Origin of the sequence: Marinobacter sp. (assembly GCF_048269445.1) — a bacterium.
Taxonomy (GTDB): Bacteria; Pseudomonadota; Gammaproteobacteria; order Pseudomonadales; family Oleiphilaceae; genus Marinobacter.
The window spans coordinates 70,863-85,918 of sequence record NZ_JBLXIQ010000002.1; the positions used below are offsets into that span (position 1 = coordinate 70,863).

Here is a 15,056-nt window from a genome sequence, read left to right on the forward strand (position 1 = left end):
GCTTATCAACGCGAAGGTGCAAAAAAAAAGCAGATCAGTCAAAGACTGATCTGCTTTTATAAATGGTAGCGGGGGCTGGATTCGAACCAACGACCTTCGGGTTATGAGCCCGACGAGCTACCAGACTGCTCCACCCCGCATCAAAACTGGTTGTTTACCGGGTCACCCCCGATCAACGTGCGCGTATATTAAGGATTCGATCTCGCGCTGTCAATCAATATCTTCAAAGAGGTCTGTGCGGTATTGAAGTTCCTCCGGATCCGTCGACACGATTTGCCGGTAGAGACCCACCTCATCAATAACTTCCTGAACCGGCCGGAAGGAACGACGGTGCTCAGGTGTTGCTCCAAGACGGCGAAGTGCTTCCAAGTGCACCGGGGTTGGGTAGCCTTTGTGCTGCGCCAGGCCAAAGCCGGGGAATCGGGTTTCCAGTTCTTCCATCTCTCGGTCGCGGGTTACCTTGGCGATGATGGAAGCAGCGCTGATTGCCTGTACGCGGCTGTCACCTTTGATCACAGGCTCCGAGGGCCAGTGCCATTTGGGGCAACGATTCCCGTCTACCAGAACGTACTCGGGCGCAACGACGAGGCCGGCAACGGCGCGCTCCATCGCCAGCATAGTGGCCTGGTAGATGTTCAGCTTATCGATCTCATGGGCTTCACACCGGCCTATGCTCCAGGCTTGAGCATGCTTGAGGATTTCCTCGTAAAGGACATTCCGGCGCTTTTCGGTGAGTTTCTTGGAATCCGCCAGGCCGGCGATGGGCCGCCTCGGATCCAAAATAACAGCAGCAGTGACCACGGCGCCAATCAGCGGCCCCCGCCCGACTTCGTCTACACCGGCCAGAAGCGAGCCGGTGTAGCGACATTCAAATGGAAGCAAAGGAGTCTTGGGCATCAGTTTGGCCCTCCTTCCACCAGTTCCGAGATAGCCTGGGCTGCTTTCTCGTCGGCGCCCTGCCTGAGAGTATGATGCAGTTCGGTGAACGCTTCCGTGAGCCGGGCCCGCTCTTCGCTGTTCTCCAGGCGCTCAAGCACGGCAGCGCCAAGGCTTCCTGCGGTGGCATCGTCCTGTATCAGCTCAGGCACCAGTTGGCGTTTGGCCAGTAGGTTGGGGAGCGCCACGTGCGGCACTTTCACCAGTTTGGAGAGTAAGGCGTAACTGAGTCCGCTCAGGCGGTAACCCACCACCATGGGCTTTTTTAGGAGCATGGCTTCCAGAGTAGCCGTACCAGAAGCCAGCAGAACCACATCGGAAGCAGCCATCACATCCCGGGATCGCCCCCGGACAATAGTGACCGGCAATTTCACGTCCAGCGCATCCACCAAATCCCGGACCTGCTTCTCACGATCCCGGTTCACACAGGGAATCACCAACTGAAGATCCGGACGCCTCTCCTGAATCCAGCGGGCAGCCTCCAGAAACAGGGTTCCAAGGCGCTCCACCTCACCTGCCCGACTACCAGGCAGAATCGCCAGAACCGGCGCATTAGCATCAAGACCAAGGGATCCCCTCATCTTGAGGGTGTCCGGTTCCATGGGGATGCGGTCTGCCAGGGGGTGACCTACAAAAGCCACTGGCACCTGATGTTCCTCGTAAAACCGGGCCTCGAAGGGAAACAGGGTTAGCATGAGGTTGACGGATTTGGCGATTTTAAAGATCCGCTTCTGGCGCCAGGCCCACACCGAGGGGCTCACATAATGAACCGAGAGCATGCCGGCTTCACGGCAGCGCCGCTCGATGGCCAGTGTGAAATCCGGCGAATCAATGCCGATGACGACTTCCGGTGGTGTGGTAAAAAAGTAGTCGAGTAAGCGAGCCCGGATGCTGAACAGCTCGCGAATTCTACCGAGCACTTCCACCAGACCCATCACCGACAGGCGCTCCATGGGCACCAGGGAATGGAAGCCTTCGGCGATCATTTCGTCGCCACCGATCCCTGCAAACCGGGCATTGGGGTAACGACGCCGAAGGGAACGGATCAGGCCGGCACCGAGAATGTCTCCCGATGCCTCGCCAGCAATGATTCCGAAGGTGATATTGCGCTCGCTGATGATCGCGCTTGAAAGATGGTCCGTCACCGACTGGCTCCCGCCGGGTTAGCGGATGATGCCGCGGTCTGCCCCACGAAGGGAATCTATAAGAACCCGTACTTCCGGAACATCGGAATACTCTTTTTCCAGTTCTACAACCGCCTGCTCAGTGGTCAGGCCCTGGCGGTAGATTACCTTGTAGGCACGACGCAGCGCCAGCAGCACGTCCTTGCCGAATCCGCGGCGCCTAAGACCTTCCACGTTCATGCCATGGGGCTGAGCAGACTGGCCGCTGGCCATCACGTATGCGGGTATGTCTTTAAGTACGATACTGCCACCCGCAGCCATGCTGTGAGTGCCGATGTGGCAGAACTGATGCACCATGGTGCCACCACCCAGAATCGCGTAATCACCCACTGATACATGGCCTGCGAGTGTCGCGCAGTTGGCCAGGATGGTGTTGTCACCCACGATGCAGTCATGGGCCACATGCACGTAGGCCATCAGCAGATTGCCGCTGCCAATCCGGGTTTCGCCACGGTCCTGGACCGTACCCCGATGGATAGTGCAATTCTCGCGGATGACGTTGTTGTCACCGATGACCAGAGTTGTAGGTTCACCAGCGTATTTCTTGTCCTGGCACTCTTCACCAATGCTGCAAAACTGGAAAACACGATTGTTGCGGCCTATAACGGTTGGGCCTTTGACCACCACGTGGGAAAGAATTTCAGTACCGTCTCCAATTTCCACATCCGGGCCAATGTAACTCCAGGGGCCAACGGTAACGTTGTCCCCCAGCCTGGCTGACGGGTCTACAATCGCCTGAGGATGGACACCCGACCAGTCATTTGTCGCCATCAAACTTCTCTCTCAGCGGTCAGAATCTCTGCCACGCAGACAACGTCACCGTCGACCAGCGCGCGACAATCGAATTTATAGATACCACGCTTTCCGGAGATGAGTACCGACTCCATACAGAGTTGGTCTCCCGGCAAAACGGGGCGCTTCCAGCGCGCCTTGCTGGATCCCGCCAAGTATTGTACCACGCCATCAGAGGGTTTCCGGCCCACGGTCGCAAAACCGAGAATGCCTGAAAGCTGGGCCATGGCTTCAATGATCAGAACACCCGGCATGATCGGGTTGTTCGGAAAATGGCCCTGGAAGAACTCCTCGTTGAACGAAAGATTCTTATAGCCCTTGATCGACTTTCCCTTTTCGAGCTCCGTTACGCGATCCACTAGCAAAAACGGGTATCGGTGCGGCAGGTATTCAAGTATTTCTTTGGTGTTCATTATCATGTTGATCGGCCTCGGCCCTCTGATTTCTTTTCCAGTTCTTTAATACGTCGTGCCAAGGCATCAAGCTGGCGAAAACGTACGGCGTTCTTTCGCCATTGGCGGTTGGTATCCGCGCTGGTTCCGGAAGAGTACACGCCGGGCTCCCGGATATCACCAGTCACCAGGGTCATTCCAGTCAGGTGAACCTGGTCGCCAATCTCGAGATGGCCTGCAACGCCCGAAGCACCGCCAAAGACACAATGCCTGCCAATACGGGTACTGCCCGCAATCCCCACCATGGCGGCCATGGCGCTGTGATCCCCAATGCAGACGTTGTGAGCAATCTGAATAAGGTTGTCGAGCTTTACACCGTTACCAATGACGGTATCGTCGAGCGCTCCCCTATCGATGGTGGTGTTAGCGCCCACTTCCACATCATCACCAAGAATAACGCGGCCCAGTTGCGCAATGCGATGCCATACGCCCTTTTCATTGGCGAAACCAAAGCCGTCGGAGCCGATAACGGCGCCACTGAGAATGTGGCAGCGCTGTCCGAGCACAACGTCGTGAGCCAGAGTCACCCGCGGCCGGATAACCGTCCGGGCACCAATGCGAGTGCGGGCGCCAATGATCGAGCCCGCACCGATCACCGCTTTTTCGCCAATATCGGCCCCCGCTTCCACAACCACGTTCGGACCGATGCAGGCGTCCTCAGCCAGAATTGCCGAGGGGTCAATCACTGCGGTCGGATGAACGCCTGGAGAGGCGACCGGAGCCGGATCAAACCAGTGACTGAGGCGAGCATAACCGAGGTAAGGGTTTTCCAGTAACAGGACGTTTGTAGGAGCGTCTTTTGCAGTGGCGGGAGACGCAATGACAGCCGAAGCATGAGTGTCAGCCAGATATTTGGCATAGGACGGGTTAGCCAGGAAACTGATCTGGCCAGGCCCGGCTGCCTGCAGTGTTGCCAGCCCTGAAACCCGCACATCAGGATCGCCCCGCAGCTCTGCACCCAGGGCTCTGGCAATCTCCCCCAGGGAGTAAGACCTATCTGTCATCGCGTGCTCCCAAGCAACTTTCCGGGCACCGGAGTACCCGTGACGGGTTAGCGGTTCAGTTTGTCGAGAAGCTGAGAGGTCAGATTCATTTCCGGCTTCACATAAACGACCGCCTCACTCGGCAGAATCAGGTCGAGATCATTATCCTCAAGAAGCTCTTTCACAGCCGCGTCCACTTCCGGGCGGGCCTCTTCCAGGAACGCCTGCTTGCGCTGATTGACGGTAGAATCGAGCCGCTGCTTGAGGAAGTTGAACTCCTTTACTTTTTCCTGGAATTCACCGGCAAGTTTGTTACGTTCGGTCTCATTCATCATGGCGCCGTCTTTTTCGAGGCGCTCCTTGAGTTTGCGGGCTTCTTCCTGAACTTCACGGACCTTGGCTTCATCGCCGGCAAAATCCTTCTGGAGCGTTTCGCTGAAGGCCTTGGCATCGTTTGAAGAAAACAGTGCCTGCCGCAAATCGACTACTCCAATACGGGTTTCTGCCATGGCAGGCACTGAAAACGCCATAATCACAGCGGCGAACATCAATATGAATCGGGACATTGGTTTTCTCCTGGTTTTCATCCGTAGGTTGTTATTATCCATGCTTTAGAAGGTCTGGCCCAGAGAGAACTGGAACATCTGAGTGTCGTCACCGGGTTTGTCGTTCAGCGGCATCGCCAGACTGAAGGCTAGCGGGCCGACAGCAGTAATCCACTGGAAGCCGACACCAGCAGACAGGCGGACTTCTCCCAGCTCCGGATCAAACCCGCGTTCCGTGTCAAAAACCTGACCGGCATCGAGGAAGAACGATGTCCTCATTGAGCGGGTGTCGCCAGCGAAGGGGGTCGGAAAAATCAACTCAAGACTGCCTTCGGTGAGCAGGTTGCCACCAAACGGGTCCGGATCAGAAAAGTCGTTGGGATTATTCGTTGCCCGGTTGCCCAGGGAGTTGGACTGGTAACCACGCACCGAGCCATAACCCCCAGTGTAGAAATGCTCATAGAATGGCATCTGGGTGCGATCCCCATAGCCGTCACCATAGCCAATATCCGATCGCGCGCGAAACACCCAACGATTATTATCGGTAATCGGGTAATAGAAATCGGTCTTGTGGCTCACTTTGTAGAAGGTCAGATCACTGCCCGGTACCGCCACGTCCAGTGACAGGGACTGGCTGTAGCCATCAGAGGGCAACACGCCCCGGTTGAGGGTGCTGCGGCGCCAGCTGCCGAACAGGAAGAAGTTATTAAAGGTGTCCCCTTCTTCATCAATAAACTCCATCACCTCCTGGGAGGTGAAGAGTCCTTCTTTCAGGTTGGACTGGGTGAAGCCCGCACCGAAGTTCAGGCGGGTGATGCTGTCGGTCGGATAGCCAAAGGTGACACGGCCACCATATTCGTCCAGCAGGAAAGATGAAATGTCTTCATCTTCATAGTCGGTTTCGCGGGCAAATACGCTGAAGCCACGGCTCACACCATCCACGGTGTAGTAGGGGTCCAGATAGGAAATATTTGCACTCTTTACCGAATCACTGACGTTCACGCCAAATGAGACGCGCTTGCCACTACCGAAGAAGTTATTCTCGGAAACATTGGCACCAAGAATGACCCCGGAATCCTGAGAGAAACCTACGGATGCCGACAAGCTGCCCGTTGGCTGTTCTTCCACCGAGTAATTCACGTCGACCAGGTCGTCGGTACCCGGAACCGGAACCGTCTCTACGTCCACTGTTTTGAAGAAACCGAGGCGCTCCAGTTTGGTCTTCGAGAATTCGATGCGGTCTGAAGAGGCAACACCGCCTTCCATCTGGGTCATTTCCTGGCGAAGCACATCATCACGAGTGGAAACGTTTCCATCGAAATTAACCCGACGCACATAGGCCCGCTTGCCCGGTTCTACGAAAAAGGTGACCGCAGCGGTATTGCCCTCGCCCGGCTCAGGAACGGCGTTGACGTTGGCAAAGGCATAACCCTCACGGCCAAGCCTGAAAGCCAGGGCCTCAGATATGGCTGTCATGCGGGAACGGGAGAAAACGTCGCCGTCTTTCACCGGTATCAGTGACCGCAGTTCTTCCTCGCCCACAATCAGGTCACCACGCAAATTGATCTCCGAGATGGTGTACTGGGGCCCTTCGTTCAGGGCGATGGCGATAAAGACCTTCTGTTTGTCCGGCGAGATGGAGACCTGACTGGACTCCACATTAAAGTCCAGGTAGCCGCGATCTAGATAAAATGAGCGCAGTGACTCCAGATCACCGCTGAGACGCTCTCGCGCATATTTGTCCGAGTTCGTAATCGAGTTCCACCAACTCGTGGTCTGCAGTTCAAACAAGTCCTTCAGCTCTTCGTCGCTGAAGTCCCTATTCCCGATCAGGTTGATGTGGTGTATCGCCGCCACAGTGCCTTCGTTGATGTCCAGGCGGATTGAAACGCGATTCCGTGGCAATTCCTCCGCTGTTGCCTTCACCCGGGCGTTGTAACGCCCCTGAGCGATGTAGGAACGCAGGATTTCCAGCTCAAGACGCTCAAGGGTCGCGCGCCGGAAGACCTGGCCCTCCTGAAGACCGGCACCCGCCAGGGCATCCATCAACATCTCGGTTTCGATGTTCTTGTTACCCTCGATCTCAATGTTGCTGATGGAAGGTCGTTCACGAACCGTCACGATAAGAACGCCAGCATCGCGGCTGGCCTCAATGTCGGTGAACAACCCGGTACGGAACAGGGACTTGATCGCATCGGCCAGCTCAGTCTCATCAACCTGCTCACCGATGTTCACGGGAAACGCAGAAAAAACGGTACCCGCAGAAACCCTTTGCAGGCCCTCTACCTCGATATCCGCAACTGTGAACTGGTCTGCAAGTGCTGGCTTCAGGCCGGACAGGGCCACAGCGAGGCCAACGGCTACACTTAGTAGAGAACGTCTCATTCAAATATTTCGCCTGGTTAATGCGCGTAAGGAGCCCGCAATTCTCACAACCGCATCAGGTCGTTGTAAAGAGCAAACACCATTAATGTGAGGATCATTGCCATACCAATTCGTAACCCGAACGCCTGAACCTGCTCGGAAAGTGGCTTTCCTCGCAGGGCTTCGATGGTGTAATACACAATATGACCACCATCGAGCACTGGCACTGGCAGCAGATTCAGGATGCCGAGACTCACGCTGAGATAGGCCAGAAAGCGCACAAAATCCTCAAATCCGGAACTAACACTGGCTTCAGCAACCCTGGCAATGGTGATGGGCCCGCTAAGATTGGTGGGTGACAGAAGGCCAGTGACCATCTTCTTGATGGCCACGAGAGTCAGCCGGGTGTCGCCCCAAGTTTCACTGAGGGCAACGGGAACCGCCGCAAACGGACCATAGCTGACTTCGCGTAGCGCTTCATCCGGCCATGAGATAGCTTCAACACCGGCACCAATAAAGCCAATTGACTCGCCACTCTCCTCGCTTTTCGTTTCCGGCGTAAGGCTGATTGAGCGTTCCGAGCCATTGCGGTCAACTGTTACCTCTAGCGTCTGTTCAGGCGCATTGCGGATGAACTCAACCAGATCAAACCAACTACTGATGGGCTCTCCGTTAACGGCAACAACACGATCCCCGGTTTGCAGGCCGGCCGCCTGAGCCCTGCCACCCTCTGAAATCTGGCCCAGCACCGGAGGCACCGCGGGGCGCCAAGGTGTAATACCGAATTCCGCCAGCGGGTTCGGAGTATCGTCGCTCAAGCCCCAGCCGGCAAGCTCTCCGCTGACCGTGCCACGGGCACCACCATTAGATACCTCCAAGGAAATCAGGCCCTGCTCGCCGGTTCGCTCCAGAATACGCATGTTGACGTCTCGCCATGAGGCAACCCGGTGACCATCGACAGAATGGATCTCCATGCCTTCACGCAAACCGACGCGCTCGGCCACACTATCATCGGCCACCTGCCCCACGATGGGAGCAACATGGGTAACGCCGACCACACTCAGCAACCAGTAGGCGAAAATCGCAAAAATAAAGTTTGCCAATGGGCCTGCCGCGGCAATGGCAATACGACGGGACGGAGGCTTGGACGTAAAGGCTTGGTCTTTCAGCTCTTCGGGTACCGGCCCTTCCCGCTCGTCCAGCATTTTGACATAGCCGCCAAGCGGAATGGCGGCTATGGCGAATTCGGTACCGTGTTTGTCGTACCAGGAATACAGCGGCTTTCCGAAACCAACGGAGAAGCGGAGCACTTTCACACCACACCGGCGGGCAACCCAAAAATGACCGTACTCGTGCAGGGTCACGAGGATGCCCAGGGTCAGTGCAAGTGCGAGGACGGTTTCAATAATCTGCATATCGTTCCTGATTGTTGGCTTCAGCCGGGTGGCAAACCGCTGCGAGTATCAGACAGTTAACAGACCGATCTGTTCCCGTGCCCGGGCCCGGGCTTCAGTGTCCTTGGCGAAGATAACCTCAAAACTGTCAGCTGGCTCAACCGCGGTTGCACCCAGCGTGCGCTCTATAATAACGGGGATATCGGCAAAACAAAGGTTACCTTCAAGAAAAGCGGCAACCGCCACTTCATTTGCTGCGTTCAAAACGGCCGGTGCCGTGCCCCCGGCCTCGAAGGCTTCTGCAGCCAGACGCAGGCAGGGGAAGCGAACCAGGTCCGGGCGCTCGAAATGGAACCGGCCGATGGCGAACAGGTCCACTGGTGCAACGCCCGCATCAATACGCTCCGGCCAAGCCAGACCATTGGCAATGGGGGTTCTCATATCCGGGCTGCCAAGCTGGGCAAGCACAGATCCGTCCGCATACTCCACCATGGAGTGGATAATGCTCTCCGGGTGAACATGCACTTCCACCCGCTCCGGCGTTGTATTGAACAACCAGCAGGCCTCAATCAACTCCAGGCCTTTGTTCATCAGCGTTGCTGAATCAACGGAAATCTTCTGACCCATCGACCAATTCGGATGGGCACAGGCTTGCGAAGGCGTTACCGACCGAAGTGCTTCGGCACTGTGTTCGCGGAACGGCCCGCCGGAGGCCGTCAGCAGAATTCGGGTAATGCCGGCGCCGGCAGGGTCCCGGATTTTATCGACCGGCATACATTGGAAAATGGCGTTGTGTTCGGAATCGATAGGCAGGAGTTCTGCGCCAGCTTCGGCCACGGCGTCCATAAACAGCTTGCCGGACATCACCAGCGCTTCCTTGTTGGCCAGCAAGACCCGCTTGCTGGCCCGCACGGCGGCGAGCGTCGGCAAAAGCCCTGCAGCGCCAACAATAGCAGCCATCACGGTATCAATTTCCGGAGCCGAGGCGACCAGGCACAACCCTTCCATGCCACTCAGAACCTGAATGTCCGGCAAATCGGACAGTAACCCGGCAAGCGTTTGCGCCGCCCCGGGATCCGCCATAACAGCCACCCGGGGTTTGAATTCGCGGCACAACATCGCGAGCTCTTCCACACGGGTACTGGCTGTCAGCGCATAGACCGAGAATCGGTCAGGGTGCCGGCGAATGACATCCAGCGTACTCAGGCCGATGGAGCCAGTGGCTCCCAATATACTGATACGGCGGGTTACCTCAGTTACCATAGTCACCACTGTCCGGCTGTCAGCCAACCCAGCTGGGTAATGATCAGGGCAAACACAGGAATGGCGGCGGTAAGGCTGTCAATCCGGTCCATTATGCCCCCATGGCCGGGCAGTAGCTGGCTGCTGTCCTTGATGCCACGAAAGCGTTTGAGCATGCTTTCCAGCAAATCGCCCAGCACCGAGACAAACCCGGTTATCAGGCTGGCGGCGACCAGCAGCAGGGTCTCGCCAGTTCCAGCGGAAGCGATGAAGCTCACCAACAGGGCGAAAACGCCCACGGCCACTAGCCCACCCCAGACACCTGCCCAGGATTTGCCGGGGCTGACCCGCGGCGCCAGCTTGGACTTACCAAAGGCCCGTCCGGCGAAGTAGGCGCCGATATCCGCAACCCAGACCACACAGAAGACGTACAGAATAAGGAGAAGGTTATTGGTGCTGTCACCAAACTGGAACCCACCGGTGCGTAAATGGTTCAACCCGACCCATGCGGGCACCAGAACAAGCAGCCCCATAACCGCTCGCGCGGCCAGACTGCCCCATTTTTCCGAGCCCGCTGGGTAGCTGCGAACCAGCAGAAAACAGATAAACCACCAGGCGAGCGCCATCCAGAGCACCGCAACAATAGGAACGTTCAGCAAGCCATACAGGATGGACGCAGTCGCCAGAGCATACGCCACACGGCCCGGAGTGCTCTCAATGCCGGACATGTTCGCCCATTCCCAGGCCCCCACGGTAATGATGGCACCCGTAAAGAGCGCAAAACCCAGGGGCGGGAGGAAGAAAATCCCGCCAATGGCAATGGGGGCGAGGATCAGTGCGGTAATAATTCGGGTCTTTAACACAGTTAACGTCGCTATCGTTCGTTATTGTTGTGAGGCCTTGGCCGTTATCTGATCATCTGTCTGGCCAAAACGACGCTGGCGACCGGCGTAAGCCTGGAGAGCCTTGCGCATTTCCTCTTCCTGGAAATCGGGCCAGTACACCGGTGAGAAATAGAGTTCTGTATAGGCCAGGTGCCACAGCATAAAATTGCTGATGCGCTGCTCACCGGCTGTCCGGATCAACAGATCCGGCATCGGCAGATCACCAATGCTGAGGTGCTGCTGGATAAGATCATCGGTGATATCAGAAGGTGCCAACTGCCCCGCCCGGACCTGCTCGGCAACCTGGCGCGTCGCCTGAGTGATATCCCAGTGACCGCCGTAATTTGCGGCTATCACCAGGGTCATACGGGAATTATCGCGGGTCAGTTCTTCCGCTATCTCCATGTGCTCACGCAAGGCGGAGCTGAAGGCGGAGCGGTCGCCAATGATTCTGAGGCGAATGTCATTGCGATGGAGCTTGCGTACTTCCCGCTCCAGGGCAAACAGGAAAAGCTTCATCAGTGCGGAAACTTCATCCTTGGGGCGGCGCCAGTTTTCGCTGGAGAAGGCAAAAAGGGTGAGTACTTCCACGCCTTCACGAGCGCAGGTTTCCACGACTGCCCTGACTGCATCCACCCCGGCCCTGTGGCCAGCTACTCCCTTGAGCCGGCGGGCCTTGGCCCACCGGTTATTACCGTCCATGATAATGGCCACATGCCGGGGCCGGCTGTCTGCCGACACCGGAATCCCTGCGGATACATTTCCCGTCATGAAATCCCCTGTGCGGCCGGGGCGCGTGGTTGCACCGGCCTTTCAATTCGCTTGCAAGTGAACCCGGGCAGTTAGACTGCCATCAGGTCCTCTTCTTTGGCCTTGAGCATCTTCTCGACTTCGGCGATGTAGCGGTCGGTCAGCTTCTGGATATCTTCCTCGCCCTTGCGCTCGTCGTCTTCGGTGATTTCCTTTTCCTTAAGCAGCTCTTTAATCATGCTGTTGGCGTCTCTGCGAGCGTTGCGAACAGACACTCGACCGTGCTCGGCATCGGCTTTCGCCTGCTTGACCATTTCCTTACGGGTTTCTTCGGTCAGCATAGGCATCGGAATGCGAATGATGTCGCCACTGGTGGCGGGGTTGAGGCCCAGGTCAGAGCTCATGATGGCCTTCTCGATGGTCGGCATCAGGTTCTTCTCCCAGGGGGAGACGGTCAGAGTCCGGTTGTCTTCAACATTGACACTGGCGACCTGCTTCAGCGGCGTCTCCTGGCCATAGTAGTTCACCATGACACTGTCCAGGATGGACGGGTGCGCCCGGCCGGTGCGGATCTTGTTAAATGCCGAGTGCAAAGACTCCAGGCTCTTCTTCATTTTCTTTTCGGCTTCTTCTTTGATGTCGTTAATCACTTCAGCGTCCTCAATTCGTTCGTCATGTCATTCAGTAATCTGGCCCCTTAGAAATGCAGTGGTCAAGGGGCCCGGGCAACGATGTTATTCGATCAGTGTACCTTCTTTTTCGCCGGTTACGATGCGAATCAGAGCGCCTGCGCGGTTCATGTCGAATACCCGTAGCGGCATGTGGTGATCCCGTGCGAGACAGATCGCGGTCAGGTCCATCACGCCCAGCTTCTTGTCCAGGACCTCATCGTAGGTGAGGTTGTCGTATTTCTCGGCACTGCTGTCCAGGTGTGGATCCGCAGAGTATACGCCATCCACCTTGGTGGCCTTGAGCACCGCATCCGCCTCAATTTCGATACCACGGAGGCAAGCGGCTGAATCGGTGGTAAAGAAGGGGTTTCCGGTGCCGGCACAGAAGATCACCACATCACCATCTTTCAGGTCCCGTACCGCCCGGCGGCGATCGTAATGCTCGACAATCCCGCTCATGGGGATTGCAGACATCACGCGGGTCCGGATGTTCGAACGCTCAAGGGCATCACGCATGGCCAGGCCATTCATAACGGTTGCCAGCATTCCCATGTGGTCACCGGTCACCCGATCCATGCCGGCCGCATTCAGGGCGGCGCCCCGGAACAGGTTTCCACCACCGATAACCAGGCCTACCTGGACACCAATGCCGATCAGCGCACCAATTTCCAGTGCCATGCGGTCAAGAACTTTGGGATCAATACCGAAATCGTGTTCCCCCATCAGGGCCTCGCCACTGAGCTTGAGCAGAACACGCTTGTATCTGGGCTGGGTTTTGGATGATGTCGGCATGGTGATCCCCTTTTCGTCTGTTGGCTGCTATCCGGCGTGATACCCGTTGCAGGCTTGTATCTGACATACTCCTCGAAAAAAGGGGTATCTCAGATACAAGCCCGCCACGAGAGCCGAAAATTCCCGGCTAACGTGGCAGACTCAGCTGGTGCAGCGGCTATGAGCCCGCCACACCAAATAGAAGGATCAGGCCTTGCCTGTGCCGGCTGCAGCAGCAACCTCGGCAGCAAAGTCCACTTCTTCCTTCTCGATGCCTTCACCCACTTCCAGGCGAACGAAGCTGACCAGTTCGCCACCGACGGACTTGATCAGTTCACCCACGGTCTGGTCCGGATTCTTGACGAAAGGCTGTTCAACAAGGCTGTTTTCCTTGAGGAACTTCTTGATACGGCCGCCCATCATCTTCTCGACAATTTCGGCAGGCTTGCCTTCCATATCCGGCTGGGCCTTGATGACTTCTTTCTCTTTCTCAAGCTCTTCGGCAGGCATTTCTTCGGGCTTGCCAACGCGCGGGTTAACGGCCGCAGCGTGCATGGCGATGTCGCGAGCAACTTCCGGATCACCGGCGGTCAGGGCAACAACAGAAGCGATCTTGTTGGTGCTGTGGACATAGCCACCCACAACCGGTCCTTCAACCTTAACGATGCGACGCACGGTGATGTTCTCTCCGATCTTCTGAACCAGCGCCTCGCGCTTGGCTTCCAGATCGCCTTCCATCAGCTTGGCAACGTCGGTTTCGCCTTTTTCGAAAGCGACATTCAAAACATCGTTGGCGAAATTGACGAAGTTGTCGTCACGGGCAACGAAGTCGGTTTCTGAGTTAACTTCCAGAATGTAGGCAACGGTGTTGTCATCAGAGATCTTGATCAGAGACACACCTTCAGCGGCAGTACGGCCAGCTTTCTTGGCAGCCTTCAGACCGGAAGACTTACGCAGCTCTTCGATTGCAGCGTCTACACTTCCTTCAGCTTCCACGAGTGCTTTTTTGCACTCCATCATGCCAAGGCCGGTACGCTCACGCAGCTCTTTGACCATTGCAGCGGTAATTGCAGCCATGTTCAATCCTCTCAACTGTTCCGAATTCGGTGGGTAGGTATGCCCGAAGCAAACCCGGGCATACCTTACATCTCAAACGTGAAGGTATAGCGTCACTCAGCGGCTGGAGCAGCGCCTTCAGCGTCTTCGCTGACTTCAATAAACTCGTCAGCTCCGGCACCGCCAGACTGGGCGGCTTCGATGCAGGTGTTTGCCACGGCTTGCACGTAAATCTGGATAGCACGAATGGCATCATCGTTACCCGGAATGACGTAATCAACACCGTCCGGATCGCTGTTGGTATCCACTACACCGATAACAGGAATGCCAAGCTTGTTGGCTTCCTTGATAGCGATACGCTCGTGGTCCACGTCGATTACAAACATGGCATCCGGCAGGCCGCCCATGTCCTTGATACCGCCAATAGAGCGCTCAAGGCGGTCCATTTCACGGGTACGGTCCAGAGCTTCTTTCTTGGTCAGCTTGTCGAAGGTGCCGTCCTTGCTCTGGGCTTCCAGATCACGGTAGCGACGGATAGACTGACGAATGGTCTTGTAGTTGGTCAGCATGCCACCGAGCCAGCGGTGGTTTACGAACGGCTGACCGGAACGCTCGGCTTCTTCCTTGATGATCTTGGCCGCGGCACGCTTGGTACCAACGAACAGGATCTTGTTCTTGTTCTCTGCCAGCTGCTGAACGAACTTCAGCGCATCGTTCATGGCAGGAACAGTCTGCTCAAGGTTGATGATATGAATCTTGTTACGGGCGCCGAAGATGAACTTCGACATTTTCGGGTTCCAGTAACGGGTCTGGTGACCGAAGTGAGCACCTGCTTTGAGCAGGTCACGCATATTTACCTGAGCCATGATAATTACCTTTTTAGCTTCGGGTTAGTCCTCCACGTATCCGATTACCCCAACCTGGCTCCTTATATAAAGCAGGAGCAGGCACCCTGGGATAACGTGCCGACACGTGTGTGAATTTGCCGGATTCGTTTCCGGCGGGCGCGTTTATACCACAAACGGGGCGGCA

Annotated in this window: 15 protein-coding genes and 1 tRNA gene; all 16 read right to left on the reverse strand. The window is 56.4% G+C overall.

Going from position 1 to position 15,056, the window contains the following annotated elements; genetic code table 11:
* Positions 1-63 precede the first annotated feature (63 nt).
* The 16 genes from ACN0XM_RS03645 to rpsB all read right to left on the reverse strand — a co-directional run bounded on the left by ACN0XM_RS03645 (position 64) and on the right by rpsB (position 14,890).
* Positions 64-140: transfer RNA gene (locus ACN0XM_RS03645), tRNA-Met, on the reverse strand.
* A 70-nt stretch (positions 141-210) separates the two neighbouring features.
* Entirely contained in the window at positions 211-897 is a 687-nt protein-coding gene (rnhB, locus tag ACN0XM_RS03650; protein ID WP_417565567.1) for a ribonuclease HII, read from the reverse strand.
* On the reverse strand, positions 897-2,081 hold the full coding sequence (gene lpxB, locus ACN0XM_RS03655; protein WP_417565568.1) for a lipid-A-disaccharide synthase: 1,185 nt from the start codon (positions 2,079-2,081) through the stop codon (positions 897-899). The genes rnhB and lpxB overlap by 1 nt, the downstream gene beginning before the upstream one ends.
* A gap of 18 nt (positions 2,082-2,099) precedes the next feature.
* Entirely contained in the window at positions 2,100-2,891 is a 792-nt protein-coding gene (gene lpxA, locus ACN0XM_RS03660; RefSeq protein WP_417565569.1) for an acyl-ACP--UDP-N-acetylglucosamine O-acyltransferase, read from the reverse strand.
* The gene (gene fabZ, locus ACN0XM_RS03665; protein ID WP_417566059.1) at positions 2,891-3,328 is read right to left on the reverse strand and encodes a 3-hydroxyacyl-ACP dehydratase FabZ; all 438 of its coding nucleotides are present in this window, start codon (positions 3,326-3,328) and stop codon (positions 2,891-2,893) included. The genes lpxA and fabZ overlap by 1 nt, the downstream gene beginning before the upstream one ends.
* Entirely contained in the window at positions 3,328-4,368 is a 1,041-nt protein-coding gene (gene lpxD / locus ACN0XM_RS03670; protein WP_417565570.1) for a UDP-3-O-(3-hydroxymyristoyl)glucosamine N-acyltransferase, read from the reverse strand. The genes fabZ and lpxD overlap by 1 nt, the downstream gene beginning before the upstream one ends.
* 47 nt (positions 4,369-4,415) lie before the next feature.
* Entirely contained in the window at positions 4,416-4,913 is a 498-nt protein-coding gene (locus ACN0XM_RS03675; RefSeq protein WP_417565571.1) for an OmpH family outer membrane protein, read from the reverse strand.
* 45 nt (positions 4,914-4,958) lie between these two features.
* Positions 4,959-7,277, reverse strand: coding sequence for an outer membrane protein assembly factor BamA (gene bamA, locus ACN0XM_RS03680; protein WP_417565572.1), 2,319 nt, complete (start codon positions 7,275-7,277; stop codon positions 4,959-4,961).
* Between the two features lie 44 nt (positions 7,278-7,321).
* Positions 7,322-8,671 carry an RIP metalloprotease RseP gene (gene rseP, locus ACN0XM_RS03685; RefSeq protein WP_417565573.1) on the reverse strand — a complete coding sequence of 450 codons (1,350 nt, stop codon included), beginning with the start codon at positions 8,669-8,671 and terminating at the stop codon, positions 7,322-7,324.
* Positions 8,672-8,719: 48 nt separating this feature from the next.
* Positions 8,720-9,913, reverse strand: a complete 1,194-nt coding sequence (gene ispC, locus ACN0XM_RS03690) for a 1-deoxy-D-xylulose-5-phosphate reductoisomerase (RefSeq protein ID WP_417565574.1) — start codon at positions 9,911-9,913, stop codon at positions 8,720-8,722.
* Between the two features lie 2 nt (positions 9,914-9,915).
* Positions 9,916-10,755: a phosphatidate cytidylyltransferase gene (locus ACN0XM_RS03695; protein WP_417565575.1), complete on the reverse strand. Its 840-nt coding sequence runs from the start codon at positions 10,753-10,755 to the stop codon at positions 9,916-9,918.
* Between the two features lie 21 nt (positions 10,756-10,776).
* On the reverse strand, positions 10,777-11,547 hold the full coding sequence (gene uppS, locus ACN0XM_RS03700) for a polyprenyl diphosphate synthase (protein WP_417565576.1): 771 nt from the start codon (positions 11,545-11,547) through the stop codon (positions 10,777-10,779).
* Positions 11,548-11,618: 71 nt separating this feature from the next.
* Positions 11,619-12,176: a ribosome recycling factor gene (gene frr, locus ACN0XM_RS03705; RefSeq protein ID WP_417565577.1), complete on the reverse strand. Its 558-nt coding sequence runs from the start codon at positions 12,174-12,176 to the stop codon at positions 11,619-11,621.
* Positions 12,177-12,260: 84 nt separating this feature from the next.
* Positions 12,261-12,989 (reverse strand): UMP kinase, encoded by a 729-nt coding sequence (gene pyrH, locus ACN0XM_RS03710; RefSeq protein WP_099618981.1) that lies wholly within the window; start codon positions 12,987-12,989, stop codon positions 12,261-12,263.
* A gap of 186 nt (positions 12,990-13,175) precedes the next feature.
* Positions 13,176-14,045 carry a translation elongation factor Ts gene (gene tsf, locus ACN0XM_RS03715; protein WP_417565578.1) on the reverse strand — a complete coding sequence of 290 codons (870 nt, stop codon included), beginning with the start codon at positions 14,043-14,045 and terminating at the stop codon, positions 13,176-13,178.
* A gap of 92 nt (positions 14,046-14,137) precedes the next feature.
* Positions 14,138-14,890, reverse strand: coding sequence for a 30S ribosomal protein S2 (gene rpsB / locus ACN0XM_RS03720; RefSeq protein ID WP_417565579.1), 753 nt, complete (start codon positions 14,888-14,890; stop codon positions 14,138-14,140).
* Positions 14,891-15,056 lie beyond the last annotated feature (166 nt).

What these genes read in the sequence shown, in the direction of transcription:
- rnhB (WP_417565567.1), bottom strand. Translation starts at nt 897, where the DNA reads ATGCCCAAGACTCCTTTGCTTCCATTTGAATGTCGCTACACCGGCTCG.
- lpxA (WP_417565569.1), bottom strand. Translation starts at nt 2,891, where the DNA reads ATGGCGACAAATGACTGGTCGGGTGTCCATCCTCAGGCGATTGTAGAC.
- lpxD (WP_417565570.1), bottom strand. Translation starts at nt 4,368, where the DNA reads ATGACAGATAGGTCTTACTCCCTGGGGGAGATTGCCAGAGCCCTGGGT.
- ACN0XM_RS03675 (WP_417565571.1), bottom strand. Translation starts at nt 4,913, where the DNA reads ATGTCCCGATTCATATTGATGTTCGCCGCTGTGATTATGGCGTTTTCA.
- bamA (WP_417565572.1), bottom strand. Translation starts at nt 7,277, where the DNA reads ATGAGACGTTCTCTACTAAGTGTAGCCGTTGGCCTCGCTGTGGCCCTG.
- rseP (WP_417565573.1), bottom strand. Translation starts at nt 8,671, where the DNA reads ATGCAGATTATTGAAACCGTCCTCGCACTTGCACTGACCCTGGGCATC.
- ispC (WP_417565574.1), bottom strand. Translation starts at nt 9,913, where the DNA reads ATGGTAACTGAGGTAACCCGCCGTATCAGTATATTGGGAGCCACTGGC.
- uppS (WP_417565576.1), bottom strand. Translation starts at nt 11,547, where the DNA reads ATGACGGGAAATGTATCCGCAGGGATTCCGGTGTCGGCAGACAGCCGG.
- pyrH (WP_099618981.1), bottom strand. Translation starts at nt 12,989, where the DNA reads ATGCCGACATCATCCAAAACCCAGCCCAGATACAAGCGTGTTCTGCTC.
- tsf (WP_417565578.1), bottom strand. Translation starts at nt 14,045, where the DNA reads ATGGCTGCAATTACCGCTGCAATGGTCAAAGAGCTGCGTGAGCGTACC.
- rpsB (WP_417565579.1), bottom strand. Translation starts at nt 14,890, where the DNA reads ATGGCTCAGGTAAATATGCGTGACCTGCTCAAAGCAGGTGCTCACTTC.